The 13,177-nt window shown below is 60.7% G+C and carries 10 protein-coding genes and 1 pseudogene; all 11 read left to right on the forward strand.

Going from position 1 to position 13,177, the window contains the following annotated elements:
- Positions 1-502 (forward strand): annotated as a pseudogene (locus A9G05_RS27760) (type VI secretion system tip protein VgrG); the annotation flags it as partial.
- Complete coding sequence (locus A9G05_RS24025) at positions 487-1,320, forward strand: DUF4123 domain-containing protein (RefSeq protein WP_069563346.1); 834 nt, start codon at positions 487-489, stop codon at positions 1,318-1,320. The pseudogene A9G05_RS27760 and the gene A9G05_RS24025, both read left to right, overlap by 16 nt.
- Before the next feature lie 76 nt (positions 1,321-1,396).
- A complete protein-coding gene (locus A9G05_RS24030) occupies positions 1,397-4,309 on the forward strand; it encodes a hypothetical protein (RefSeq protein WP_139131239.1) in 2,913 nt (970 codons plus the stop codon).
- A complete protein-coding gene (locus A9G05_RS24035) occupies positions 4,306-5,253 on the forward strand; it encodes a tetratricopeptide repeat protein (RefSeq protein ID WP_069563348.1) in 948 nt (315 codons plus the stop codon). The genes A9G05_RS24030 and A9G05_RS24035 overlap by 4 nt, the downstream gene beginning before the upstream one ends.
- Complete coding sequence (locus A9G05_RS27470; protein WP_139131240.1) at positions 5,211-5,585, forward strand: hypothetical protein; 375 nt, start codon at positions 5,211-5,213, stop codon at positions 5,583-5,585. Before A9G05_RS24035 ends, A9G05_RS27470 begins: the two co-directional genes overlap by 43 nt.
- Positions 5,586-5,694: 109 nt before the next feature.
- The gene (locus A9G05_RS24040; RefSeq protein WP_069563365.1) at positions 5,695-7,335 is read left to right on the forward strand and encodes a hypothetical protein; all 1,641 of its coding nucleotides are present in this window, start codon (positions 5,695-5,697) and stop codon (positions 7,333-7,335) included.
- A 453-nt stretch (positions 7,336-7,788) separates the two neighbouring features.
- A complete protein-coding gene (locus A9G05_RS24045) occupies positions 7,789-9,123 on the forward strand; it encodes a hypothetical protein (RefSeq protein ID WP_069563349.1) in 1,335 nt (444 codons plus the stop codon).
- A gap of 301 nt (positions 9,124-9,424) precedes the next feature.
- Complete coding sequence (locus A9G05_RS24050) at positions 9,425-10,210, forward strand: MBL fold metallo-hydrolase (RefSeq protein WP_069563366.1); 786 nt, start codon at positions 9,425-9,427, stop codon at positions 10,208-10,210.
- A gap of 203 nt (positions 10,211-10,413) precedes the next feature.
- Positions 10,414-11,523 carry a serine hydrolase gene (locus tag A9G05_RS24055; protein WP_069563350.1) on the forward strand — a complete coding sequence of 370 codons (1,110 nt, stop codon included), beginning with the start codon at positions 10,414-10,416 and terminating at the stop codon, positions 11,521-11,523.
- Positions 11,520-11,852 carry an amidase gene (locus tag A9G05_RS24060; RefSeq protein ID WP_069563351.1) on the forward strand — a complete coding sequence of 111 codons (333 nt, stop codon included), beginning with the start codon at positions 11,520-11,522 and terminating at the stop codon, positions 11,850-11,852. The genes A9G05_RS24055 and A9G05_RS24060 overlap by 4 nt, the downstream gene beginning before the upstream one ends.
- A 119-nt stretch (positions 11,853-11,971) precedes the next feature.
- Positions 11,972-13,174 (forward strand): M20 aminoacylase family protein, encoded by a 1,203-nt coding sequence (locus tag A9G05_RS24065; protein ID WP_069563352.1) that lies wholly within the window; start codon positions 11,972-11,974, stop codon positions 13,172-13,174.
- Positions 13,175-13,177 lie beyond the last annotated feature (3 nt).

Below are 13,177 nucleotides of genomic sequence, written 5' to 3' on the forward strand. Positions count from 1 at the left end.
TGTGGAAGGCAGCGTCTACAGCGAATTCCTCGGCGAGCAGCACCACACCCTGCACAAGGACCGCAAGACCGAACTGAAGCAGGACGACCACCTCACCATCGGCAACGAGCAGCACATCCAACTGGGCAGCGGGCAGTTCATCGAAGCGGGGCAGGAGATTCACTACTACGCCGGCGACAAGGTCGTGATCGACGCCGGCATGGAGCTCACCGCCAGCGGCGGCGGCAGTTTCCTCAAGCTCGACCCCGGCGGCGTCACCTTCAGCGGCGCCAGCATCAACCTGAACTCGGGCGGCGCGGCCGGGGAGGGAACAGGGTTGAGGATTCTTGCCCCGCTGATTCCCTGGGCTGCAGACAAGGCCAAGGTTGGCAGCCCCACCATCCCCGCTCTGCCGAATGCTTTCATCCGGAAGAGTCTGCAAGGACTCCCGCTTGTCGCTATCTGCGGTAAACAGGCCAATGGCGTCTGCCGCCGAGAGGATTGCCCATGTCTACGTGGCTGAATACCTACCTGGCGCAGGCCTGCACCGTTGATCCCTGCGGTGATGCCGGGGGTGAAACCCTCTACGGCGTGATTGATCGGGTGAGAAACCCGCAGGCATTGGTTTCCCTCTACCGGATACCCACGCCTCCCAGGATCGTCCGCCTTTTCCAGGGCACACCGTTCGAAGGCTTGAATGACGTCAGTCCGCTTTGGGTCGAGATGGACGCGGGCAGCGGTGAGGCCACCACGCTGGAGGCGCTTTGCCGCACCGACCGTTCGGGCATCCTGCTGGCTTCCCGGGCCGAGCCCGAAGCCGCCTTGGCGCACGCTCGCCAATTGCTGCGGATGCATTCCAGTACATACGGCGATGCACTGGCACGTTTTTACGATCCAGCCTTCTTCTGCGCCTTGGCGCTGACTGTCCCTGCCAACGCCCTATATGGCCCTTGGGATTGCGTTTACACCCCCCCTGGCAACCCAGCCGATTCGAACTGGCGGATCTGGCGCCCCCATGAGCGTGCTAGCGAGAACGCCTCCGCGGTCGCCTATCCCCTCAGCGTGGAAGCCGACGCCCTGGACGCCGTCGATGCGCTACGTGGGTGGTACTGGGTGCGCAGCCAGGAGGCCGAGAGCGTGGGCCATATACCTGACGAACACCTGCCGCTGGTGCTGAGCAACCTGCGTCTGCTGGTGGCTCATGGTATCGACGAAGGCCGTCACTGGGCGCGCCTCTTGCCCTTGCTGAGTCGGTTCGACCTGAGCGAACAGCCCGAATCCATGCAGGTACTGCTTAGCCAGATTCCGGCATTCGAAAAAATACAGCGATTGGAAATCTGAGATGACAGGAACGTCCACACAGGCCGCCAGCACAGCGAAGCCTGACCCCATTGTTTTCCCTGCCGATGAAGCCCCCGTGAGCAAGGGCAATGAAGTGCTCTGCAAGGACACCGAGCCTGGTTGTGGTCAGCACTACTACGACATTGCCTACATCACCGGCCAGCGCCGTTTCTGGTTGCTGCCCAAGCGGGTTGCCGAACAGTTGGAAGAGGCCGCCACCACACTGAAGCAGCAGGCGGTGGGCACGGATAAAGCGGCGCGCATGAGCAAGATCGCCGAATCCGGCTTGCTGGATTACTTCCTCACACCAAAGCCCGATTCCTTCCTCGAGTTCAGTGATGGCGCTACTGATGAACGCACCCGTTACAAACAGGCCCAGGCCGCCATCGAAGACGAGACTGCCCAACAGGTGCGGTATCGCCATGAATGGGAGCGGGCCCGCAGCAAGGGTGACAGCACGGCTGCCATGCGAGCTGAACGCAATCTCTTTCGTAGCCAGCGCCGCCTGAAGGCCGCCCAGAAGCGGGTTGCCGAGCTCGATCAGATCGCCTTCCAGCGTGCCGACGCCCTGGGTTACAGGCGCGAGAATGGCGTCTTCTACACCGCGCGTGCCTTGCAAGCCCGTGATGCGGTGGATCGCTACATAGCCGAGCGGGACAAGGCCCTTGCCCATGGCTTCGTGATGTTCGACCCAGGCAGCCGCACCGTCGGCACCGCCTGGCAGCATCTGCGCGACTACAAGGCCCTGCACCAGAAGCTTGTGGAAACCGGCAAAGTGGATGCCAGGGCCCTGCGAGGGGTCCGCCTGAACATCCTGGAGTTGGAAGGCTTGATGGCGGGCTACATCAACGCCGTTGTCGAGCTGGCCGATTGCGGCATCGCCGTCCCCGAGTTCGCGCTCAGCCCGGATGACCACTACAAGGGCACCAAAGAGTTCCAGGACTACGTCAGCCTGATAGATAAGCGCTTCAAGCTGGAGCAGAGCATCAAGCAAAAGCATGACGAATGGGCCTCTGCCACCGCCAACAAAGCCGCACCGCCCAGTGTTCTGTTCACCGCACAGCAAAAGGAGTGGCACCAGTTAAACGAAAAGGCTGAGTCCCTCAAGGCCGCCGCCGAGATGCGTGTGCGGGAGATGATGCCTCCCCGTCTGCTCCTCTGGGAGCCTGAAAGCTACAGGCCCAAGCCCATCGAGCGCCTGGCCAAGGGCAATATCCCCTTGCGCGAATTGAGCCGTGCCGCTGTGGGGCGCGCGTTGAACCACCTCAGCCTCAAGCACCTTGCCCAACAAGGCGCCAGCACCATGGGCGCTGCACTCAAAGACCTCAAGGCGCTCCCCAAGTCCATCGCCAAGCAGGCAGACGACGATCCAATCTTCAGCGATTGGTTGAAGCAGCAAGGCGCCCACCCGCTCGATGAAAAGGGCCCTTGGTTCGACGAAGACGGCCTGTTTCAGCCAGATGCTTTCTTCAGTGCGCTGGATGCCTTGGGCTTCAAGGTCGATAGCCTGAACGCCGTGGATAAACGGCAGGCCTGGGGAGAGACCCTCCAGGCCATGATCTTCGAGGACCGGCAACTGCGGAACCTGATGCTCTTCGACAACAGCCCGCAGGCACAGTTGGTGCGCTGCCTGTTGCCTGCCGGGTTCAGCCAGCATGCAGCACTCAAGGTAGAAGGGCCCCAATGGAACAAGGGCCTGCAACTGACCAAGGTTCAGGCAAGCCTGGAGGTTGCGGCTTGGCGGGGTGAGGTGACCCTTTTCAATCTGGAGTTGCCTGGTCGGAGTACGGCCAAGCCGATCCAGTTCAGCTACCGGGCCTATGACGGCACGCCGCGTACCTTCAACCTCGGCAAGTTGTCGCTCAATCTGAGTGCCAAGGCCTGGGGGTTTGCAGGTGCCAGCTTGATGCTCGCCCGTGACCTCACCCTGGACCAGAGAACCGGCCTCACCAGTTTTTCCGGTATCGATGTCGCCTCCAAAACCGGCGATCTTGCTACGTTCGACTTGTTCGTCGGTGCCCAAGCCGGCTGTAAAGTCACTGGCCAACTCGACTGGTTTCCGCCCCCCAGCACCCTCCAGCCCGCACCCATCCCCAATCAAATTCCCGTCAATGGCTGGAGAACCCTGGCCAAGCTGGATATGGAACTGGTCGCTGCTGTGGGCGGCGGTATGAAGGGCAGTGTGAGGTTACGGCTGGATAAAGGGCGCTTCCTCTTCTCCGTCGACGCTGCGTTGGTGTGGGGCGCGGGCCTCAAGGGCTTCATGGCCTTCGAAGTGGGCTACGAAAGCGTCGTCGCCTTGCTGGAGCTGGTGCGCAAGGAAATCCAGGCCAACAACAACGAAGACCTCGAATGGGTTGACCAGGAGGCCATGGCCTACCTCCGCCAGCTCAGCGTCACCGGCGCCCTCGCCATGGACGTGCCCTTCCTCTATGTGCGCGGCTACGCCTTCGTCAAAGAGCTGTACGACAGGCTCACCGATGGCGGAAGAGGCGCGGCGATTGCTCGCACTCTGCTTCTGCCAGAGCACCAGCGCGTCATGCAGAGCTGGGTACAGGGCCTGCAAGCGGATGCCCTCGGCCCGCTGCTGATGGCCTTGAGCAGTCATCCGGGGCTCTTCTCTGACAGCGACCACTTCTTGCAACAGCGAGCCATCGAGCGCTGCCTGAGCTGGATAGAAACCGAAGCGGATGCTGTTCAGCGATTCGAGGAGGCCGTCATTCGCATGAACCGCGATGGCGCCCGGCCCGCCCAGGCAGGGCTTGCTTACTGCGAGAACCGACTCCGCCTGAACCGATTTATGGATGCAAGAGTGGCTGGCGTGGATTTAGATGAAATAGACAGTAAAGTTCGAGCTAACTACAAACGCCTAGTTAAACGGTTGGGGCAGCGCCTGCTTAATTATTGCGAATACCGCGACGTGCCCATGGGGCCCTATATGGGCGCAATGGAGAAAACCATAGTGACTTACAAAGGACCAAGGTTGTGATCAATTACCGTGCGCTGATCGCTGCTCTATATTTTATTGCCGGACTGGCCTGGGCGGATTTAACGCCAGACCAGCGTGCTGCCAAAGATAAGGGGCTGATGTTATATCAGCAATATATGACGATTTCTGCTATCGAGCCTTTGCGTATTGCCGCAGAAGCCGGTGACAAAGCAGCTCAATATTATTTGGGTGAGACACACCGTTTAAACAGTATGTATATAACGGCGGAGTCGAGAAAATGGTACGAAGCCGCCGCCGCACAAGGCGACTTATTTGCCATGCTGCGTTTAAGCGACAGCAGCGATCTCTGTGATCTTTTCGGTACGTGCACCAGCCGCGCCGAATGGCGCGATAAAGTATTGGATCTGGCCTATGCCCGCGCCGAGCACGGCGACACGGAGGCCATGTGGGTGTTGTTTCATGCCGAGGAGAAATTGGGCTGGCTGGAAAAAGCCGCTGAGGCCGGCGACGGAGCAGCCCAATTGCGTCTGGCAAAAATTTACAGCCGTGGGGCGGGTTGGTTCTTGATACCGGGTAACCGCCAGAAAGAAATCATAAGGCTACTTAAAGCCTCCGCCGAAAGCGGCTATGCACCGGGGATGTATAACTATGCCCTTAGGCAGGTCGCGGATAATCCAGACGAGGCGGCCCTCTGGCTGGAGCGGGCGGCCAAGCTAGGTTACGTAAGAGCCGTTGTTGAATATGCCGCCAGTCTTGGGAAATTACCGAATAGGTATAACTTGCCGCGAGACTCGATAAAGGGCGCCGCCCTGATGTACATGGTGGTGGATATCTCACCTGGAGATGGAATTATCAAGAGCATCCTATCGGATATAGAGCACGACATGAGTGAGGCCCAAGTGGCTGAAGCGAAAGTCTTGATGAATACCTTGACGACACAATGGCCGCCGCTGTCTCATTTTTTACCGGTTTATGGCCATTGATGGCTGGCCAAGAACGCAATGCCCGGCGAGAATTGAGCCGGACCACCGTGGGTAACGCCTGCTTAATTATTGCGAGTGCAGAGCCGCGCCCTGGGGCCCTATATGGGCGCAATGGAAAAAACCATAGTGACTTACAAATGACCCATGTTGTGATCAGTTACCGTGCGCTGATCGCCACTCTATATTTTATTTCCGGACTGGCCTGGGCGGACTTAATGCCAGAGCAACTGGCTGTCAAAGATAAAGGGCTGGGGTTATATGTGCAATATATGACGATTTCTGCTGTCGAGCCTTTGCAGGGGGTCGTTAGTGTATGGTGTAGTGAAGATTAGTTGCTCAACGACCCCGGAGTCTTTCTGTTTGGTGTGCTGCATATAAAGCTGAAATAAAAATGGCTAAGAAATGACTATGAAGGTGATATCGAGATTTTATAGCCGGTGCATGGCTATTGGGCAGTGCATTGTCACTATTGTGCGGCTAGAGTTAAAAACTCGCCGATTTTCACTAAGTGCCGTGTTTGCAACTGTCTGGCTGCTCATGCTCTTGATCCTCGCTGCTAGAGATGGGTATGGGCTGTTTGAAAGTGCACATGAGCAATACAGCGAGCTTTTCCAACTGCCGGAACCTGTTGCTCTTGAGCGCGAATATCCTGAACCTAGGGTGGGCACGCTAAAAGTTGATCCGAACTTTGGCAGTTATTTATCTGCCCTCTTGAATAAGCGAGATTGGTTCAGTGTTCGCCTGCCTGCATTCGGTAACCGCGCGGTAGAGCCTGAATCGATTGTCGCGTTGGAAAATATCAGGGTCTTTAACGCCCACGGCACCCAGTTGTGTATTTTGGACAAACGCCTTGAACCTATCCCGCGTCCTTACCCCTTTGGGCTGGGAGCTGATCTGGCGTTATCACAGCAATTCGTCAGGTACCCTGCACGTGAGATTAACGGGCACCATTTCGATGTGTTCTGGAGGACTATGTACAGCCCAGCCTGTCGATATGAGGAACCTGTCTGGGTCATCGCCGACGTGATACGAAAGCAGGCGGTGGGCGAATCCGAAATCCTGTGGCTGGAGCTTGCAGATAGTGAGCGCGTCATTCGTGCGGGAAAGAGTTCAGTCATCTCGCGGCCGGGAGCCCTGCCAAGCGAGTGGTGGATCGAGACGTTCAATCTGGGTGAGCAGAGTCTGCATTTTTCACCAGAAGAATATCCGCAGCATCACGGTTGGCATTACTTCAAGTGGCCAAAGTCATATGCCAGTCAATGGGATCAAATCATTCGTAGTAAGCGTTTGATGCTGACTGATATTTACCAGATCCAATTCGACGAAACGCCCCCTACACGCCTCCCCATTAGGCACATCAGGAGCCAGGAACATAGGCTTGCGGACGTTCGCTTTGTCACTGACGAAAAGCTTCGAGACGACCCTTCCATTCCTTCGACTTGGCGGATCCCCTTGCGCCATACCGCGCTCGACATTCCATTGAATTTGCCGGAACAGAAGTCAGGGCAGGAGTATCACGAACTGTTTTTGCCCATTTCTCTAAGCGCGATTTGCCAGTTGCATGTCGTGAGGTCCGACCTGCCTGATTTGCATTGGCAGGCCATAGACCGTTTACCAATCGATGAGTACTCGAACTATGCGCAGTTACCAGAGAGGCATCTGGATCGAGTGCGTTGGGAGCTTCAGAGTCGTGACGGGGTTCAGCGTTTTTTTCACGATGTTCGAGTGGAGAGCGAACTGCGTTGTCCGGCTGCCATGAACTGGCGCAGCGTGCCATATGAGGCCAGTGACAGACCTTGGCTTGTTGCTGCGACTGCGCTGCCTCAAGCACTGACACAGCGTGATCGTCCTGCCCGGGAGTTGTTCGGGCGCGTGCGTTTTCTCGATGCGTCGGGAGAGGCGTTGATGCCCGTGGCCCGTTCGGTAGGCCTGCCTGATCCTGATGTAGCTGCTTTCCTCTTCCCTGGGGAGGTATTCAAGTTTCATGGTGATGTAGCGCGCATTGAGCAATTGGTTGTGGTCGATGCTACGCCACGGTCCCAGAGGTGGGTGTATTCATTCATGCAGTTGGAGGCCAACTGATATGTGGAGATCATTACGTTGGCCTGCGCTGCTGTGCAGTCTGCTGTGTGCTGCAGTACAGGCCACCGAACGTATTCCGGCAGGACTCCTCGAAGAGCTATCTGCGCCTTCCCTCGATTCAAACGGCTGCTCTCGTAGGGTCTCCGCCGATGATTTTCAGCGTGACCCGGATGGTCGTTTGAACGCTTGTGGAGAAACAGTGAACGGCACGGAAGACGGATACTGGATGTTCGAACAGGGACTCTACCGATCTCAGGGTTGGTTCCGCGCAGGTCAGCAAGTAGGAACCTGGATAGCGATTTATCACTCAGGAGGGCTGGCTGCTGTGTGGCGCTTTGATCGCTCCGGTAAGCCTCATGGGATTTCCTACGGACTGGCCGAAGACGGTCGTCTGAACTGGAAGCAGATCAATGTTCGGGGACGTAGCGTTTTTGAGTGCGGGGAGAGATGGCGATGCTTGAAGTGATGGCTTCTCCGGTCTCCGTGGTTTGGGTTTCTCTGGCGCTCGTGGGGCTGGGCGTTGTGATGCTCTTATCGCAACTCTTCACAGGCGAGCAGGCAAGGGCGTCCGCTATCTGTCTGATCTGTGGCGTGCTGGCCGTTCTTTGCAGTGGTTATTACCTGGTGTTCGTTTGGGCTTCGCATGCATTAAGGGCGCTACCTGGCCTAGTACTGGGCATCCCGTTGATCTACGTCGGTAGCGTGGGCGTACTGAGGTCTCGAACACGACCAGCAGCGGCCGCTGGCTTGCTGGCCGGCGCACTGGCGATTCTGCTGCTATTCGATGCACAGCGACTCTGGCCCGCTATGTTCTATCGGGTATATGCAGTAGTTATGGGGCACCCTGACCTCGTTCTGCACAATGGCGATGACCTTAAGGACCATGTTCCGCAACCCGGTACACGGTTGATCTTTCATCCCACAGAGCAGCAGCTTTCTTGCGGCCTATTGGCTAACCCCGATGCAGTTGCCCCCAAGTTGCCGGTGGATGTTGATTGCCGGAACGTTTACTGGGGCAAGGAGATGATTTCGCCGAAACATCAGATATTCACCGATCTTTCCGAGCTTTATGGCTTGGAAGACCTTTGGTGGGAGGTGACAGAGGGACACTACAGGTCGAGTCTAGTCGGCACCTTAACAGACACTGCTTTGCTCGATTTCCAGCGTTTATGTCCGCAGGAGCAGGATTGCCGATCAGGTAAGGGGGCACTCGCAAAGGTACTTGGACATGAACGTTGGTCGGATGCCCTTGAGTGGGCTGTCGCAAACGCTGACAAGGTGGCTGCGGTTTACGAGGCTTTACCGAGTCACGAGCATCAGACATTGCTTGTTGTGATAGCTGAAGATGTAAAGCGCCAATTGGAGCCCCGTGTGGAGGGCTTGGTTGCTGCGTACGCCGATGCACAAAGGCACAGCCTTGCTCTGTACGATCTGATGCCCAGTTACTCTATTTGGGATAACTGGTCACTGGATCCGTACAACAGCCTTGAGGTGTGGAGAAAACTGATAGATAGACTGTCTTCCCTGACTGTGGATGTGTCAGAAATAGGCAGGTTGAGCTACCTGCAAGACGCAGTGTTGGTGGAAGTGCAACAGAGTAGTGATGGTGGTACGCGCCTGATCTATCACACCGGAGTCGGTCGTCAGGCCACCATGACTCTAGTGATCTACGCCTTACCTCTCCTATGGCTGGGACTGGTGTGCGCCATTTTGCTTTGGCGCTGCTTCATTACTTTTCGTCACCCAGCTGCCGATCACTCGGGCCCTATAAGAAAAGTCCTGCCGTGAGCACCGTAGCGCCTGAGCCGGCTTTGCTCTCGCACCAAAAGCACATGGTGAGCTTGTTTTATTAGCTGATACACCGGCTCGTTCGCCAGCTAACCGTCTGCTTCACGGCGTGCCGCTGCGAGTATTTCGTTGCTGCCGATCTGGAGCAGCACCCCTAAGCCCCCTCACCTGTCGCGTATTGCGACGCAGCCCGCCACCCTGCGACCTTTGCGCCCCCGACGAAGGGGGCGCTTGACGCAGATCAGTACGCCCGGACAAGGGGCTCCGCATGCTGTGCGCCGCAACCGAATCCGAGGTGTCCATGCGCCGTGAACCCATCGTGCTGTTCGACAACGGCACCCACCAATGCATGCTGTTCGACGATCTGGTCAGTGGGGACGGCATCCAGTCCAACCAGTTCCTGATCACCGACCATGACCAGTACCTGCTGCTCGATCCGGGCGGCGACCTGACCTACACCCCGCTGTCGCTGGAGCTGTCCAAGCACATCCCGGTGCAGGACCTGACCTACATCTTCGCCTCCCACCAGGACCCGGACATCATCGCGTCCCTGGACAAGTGGCTGCTGCACACCCGCGCCAAGGTGGTCTGCTCCAAGCTCTGGGCGCGCTTCCTGCCGCACCTGACCGCCAACTACCTGGCCATCAGCCACGGCATCTCCACCTACGACCGCATCATCGCGCTGCCCGACCGTGGCCAGTCGATCCCGCTCGGCCGTTGCAACCTCAAGGCGGTGCCCGCGCACTTCCTGCACTCGGTGGGCAACTTCCAGTTGTACGACCCGGTGAGCAAGATCCTCTTCTCCGGCGACATGGGCGCATCCATGACCGAAGACGCCTCCCCGGTGCGCGACTTCATCAATCACGTACCGGAGATGGAGGGCTTCCACCGGCGCTACATGGCCGGCAACAAGGCCTGCCGCCTGTGGGCCGCGATGGTCCGTGGCATGGACCTGGAGATGATCGTGCCGCAGCATGGCCGTCCCTTCGTCGGCAAGGAGATGATCAGCGCCTTCCTCTACTGGATCGAGAACCTCGACTGCGGCCTCGACCTGATGGGCCCCGAGGACTATCAGTTGCCTCGCTGATGGCCGAGGCGAACGCGCAGGCAGCAGGCCCGCGTTCGCCAGGTGCGCACACGGAAACCACCTGGTTTCTTGCGGAATCGCTCCACGCCTTCGCACCGTAATGAAGTTGTCTGGAATGGCCACCTTTCGCGGCGCGCCCGGCGCTTTGGGCTGTCATCAGCCCGTGCTAGGGTCGGCCTCTTCCTACAACAAGAGGCCTCCCGATGCCCCTGCTCAGAGCCCTGTACCTGGCCCTCGGCCTTGTCGCTGCGCTACCCGCCCAGGCGGAACGCTGGCCCGATCCTGACTGGACGACCACCCCCACCGCCAGCAGCCCCGCCCTCGACGGCTTCGAGCACTACGCCTTTCCCGCCCGTGACGATGCCCAGCGCCAGGGCGTGCGCAGCGACGCGGTGGTGGTGATCCGTGATGGCGAGCTGGTCTACGAACGCTATGCCGGCCCCACCCAGGCGCAGACGCCGCACCTCACCTGGTCGGTGAGCAAGAGCCTGCTGGCCGCCACCCTCGGCGTGGCCTTTGGCGAGGGGCGCTTCAAGCTGGATGACCCGGTCGCCCGCCACTACCCCGCCTTCGCCAGCCACCCCGGCGTGCAGGTGCAGCACCTGTTGCACTGGGCCTCCGGCCTGGCCTGGCAGGAGGACTACGAATACGCCCCGCTCAAGTCCTCCGTGGTGGCCATGCTCTACACCCGAGGGCGCGGCGACATGGCCGCCTTCGCCGCCGAACACCCGCTGGACGCCTTGCCCGGCAAGCGTTTCCGCTACTCCAGCGGCGACAGCAACGTCCTCTCCGCCGCCCTGCGCGGCATGGTGGGCGAGGCCGCCTACCCGAGTTACCCCTGGACCGCACTGTTCGAGCCCCTCGGCATCCGCTCCGCCGTGTGGGAGCGGGACGCCGCCGGCACCTTCGTCGGCTCCTCCTACGCCTACCTCAGCGCCCGTGACCTGGCCCGCGTCGGCCTGCTCATGCAGCGCAACGGTCGCTGGGGCGAGCGGCAACTGCTGCCCGCCGAGTGGGTGGCCTTCAACCGCACGCCCTTCGCCGACTACCGACCGGACCCGAAACAGCCCGGCGAAGCCGTCCCCGGCGGCCACTGGTGGCTCAACCGCGTGGTGGAAGGCGCGCCGAAGCCCTGGCCGCACGCACCGGAAGACGCCTTCGCCGCCCTCGGCCACTGGGGCCAGGCGCTCTACGTGCTGCCCTCCGAGAAGCTGGTGATCGTGCGCTACGCCGACGACCGCGACGGCACCTACCAGCACGACCGCTTCCTCGAACTGGCCCTGGCCGCCTTCGCCCCGGAGGTGAAGCCATGATCCGCCGTCGTCCCGTGCTCAGCGTCCTCGCTCTGCTGCTGCTCCTGCTCGCCGGCCTGGCCTGGCACAACCGCGTTCACCTGCAGGCCTTCCCCGGCATCATCAGCGCCTACACCGCCAAGGAGTTCTGCTCCTGCCGCTACGTGATGCACAACCCGGCGGACTACTGCCAGGGCTACGTGAAGCAGTACGTGCCCATCAGCGGCTTTCTCGACGATGCCGCCGGCAAGCGCGTGACCGCCCGTGGCCTGGGGCGCAGCAACACCGCCGCCTGGCTCGGCGAGCGCCAGGGCTGCCAGTTGCTGGCGGAGCCCGACCCGCTGCCCTGAGGTCGCGCGCTCGGGTTCCACCCTGTGGAACCACCTTCGATTGTTCTCCTCCGCCCCGCGCGGTTAGCTGGAGACCGACCGCCCCGGGCGGTCTCCACCGGACGAGGAGAACAACAACAATGACCCGCTTCGCTCCCATTCAGGCCTGGCTCGACGACATCGCCGACGAGCTGCGTGCCTTGCGACACGACATCCACGCCCACCCCGAACTCGGCTTCGAGGAGCACCGCACCGCCGAACTGGTGGCGCGCCTGCTGCGCGGCTGGGGCTACGAGGTGCACACCGGCATCGGTCGCACCGGCGTGGTCGGTGTGCTGCGCCGTGGCCGGGGTACGGCGCGGCTCGGCCTGCGAGCCGACATGGATGCGCTGCCCATCCACGAGGCCGGCGCGGCTGCCCATAGCAGCCGTCACCCCGGCTGCATGCACGCCTGCGGGCACGACGGCCACACCGTGATGCTGCTGGGCGCCGCCCGCTACCTGGCCCAGGCCGGGCGCTTCGACGGCACCCTCAACCTGATCTTCCAACCCGCCGAGGAAGGGCAGGGCGGCGCCCTGGCCATGCTGGAGGACGGCCTGCTGGAGCGCTTCCCCTGTGATGCGCTGTTCGGCATGCACAACATGCCGGGCCTGCCGGCCGGACAACTGGCCTTTCGCGCCGGGCCGGTGATGGCCTCTCAGGACCTGCTGGAGGTCACCCTCGAAGGCGTCGGCGGCCACGGCTCCATGCCGCACCTGTGCGTCGACCCGCTGGTGGCCGGTGCCGACATCGTCATGGCGCTGCAGACGGTGGTGGCCCGCCACATCGATGCGCAGCAGGCGGCGGTGGTCAGCGTCGGCGCCTTCCAGGCCGGCGAAGCGGCCAACGTCATCCCGCAGACGGCACGCCTGCGCCTGAGCCTGCGTGCGCTGGACCCGGCGGTGCGCGAGCGCCAGCTTCAGCGGGTGATGGCGATCATCCGTGGCCACGCCGCCAGCCATGGCTGCCAGGTGCAGATCGAACACCGCCCGGCCTACCCGGTCACCGTCAACCACCCGGCCGAGACCGCCTTCGCCCGCCGTGTCGCCCTCGACCTGGCCGGCGCCGATGCCGTGCATGACGCGCCCACCCTCATGGGCAGTGAGGACTTCGGCTGGATGCTGCAGCGCTGCCCCGGCAGCTACCTGATGATCGGCAACGGCGACGGGCCGATGGTCCACAACCCCGCCTACGACTTCAACGACGCCATCCTCCCGAGGGGCGCCGCCTACTGGGCCGCCCTGGCTGAATCCTGGCTACAGGTGACGCCCGTGCGCCTCGCCGAACCCGTCGCCCACGCCTGACCC

The organism is Pseudomonas sp. ENNP23 (assembly GCF_001728945.1).
GTDB lineage: Bacteria > Pseudomonadota > Gammaproteobacteria > Pseudomonadales > Pseudomonadaceae > Metapseudomonas > Metapseudomonas otitidis.

Excerpts from the sequence above, each read along its gene's own strand:
- A9G05_RS24025 (WP_069563346.1), top strand. The coding sequence starts at position 487 with ATGTCTACGTGGCTGAATACCTACCTGGCGCAGGCCTGCACCGTTGAT.
- A9G05_RS27470 (WP_139131240.1), top strand. The coding sequence starts at position 5,211 with ATGGCCGCCGCTGTCTCATTTTTTACCGGTTTATGGCCATTGATGGCT.
- A9G05_RS24040 (WP_069563365.1), top strand. The coding sequence starts at position 5,695 with ATGGCTATTGGGCAGTGCATTGTCACTATTGTGCGGCTAGAGTTAAAA.
- A9G05_RS24045 (WP_069563349.1), top strand. The coding sequence starts at position 7,789 with ATGCTTGAAGTGATGGCTTCTCCGGTCTCCGTGGTTTGGGTTTCTCTG.
- A9G05_RS24050 (WP_069563366.1), top strand. The coding sequence starts at position 9,425 with ATGCGCCGTGAACCCATCGTGCTGTTCGACAACGGCACCCACCAATGC.
- A9G05_RS24055 (WP_069563350.1), top strand. The coding sequence starts at position 10,414 with ATGCCCCTGCTCAGAGCCCTGTACCTGGCCCTCGGCCTTGTCGCTGCG.
- A9G05_RS24060 (WP_069563351.1), top strand. The coding sequence starts at position 11,520 with ATGATCCGCCGTCGTCCCGTGCTCAGCGTCCTCGCTCTGCTGCTGCTC.
- A9G05_RS24065 (WP_069563352.1), top strand. The coding sequence starts at position 11,972 with ATGACCCGCTTCGCTCCCATTCAGGCCTGGCTCGACGACATCGCCGAC.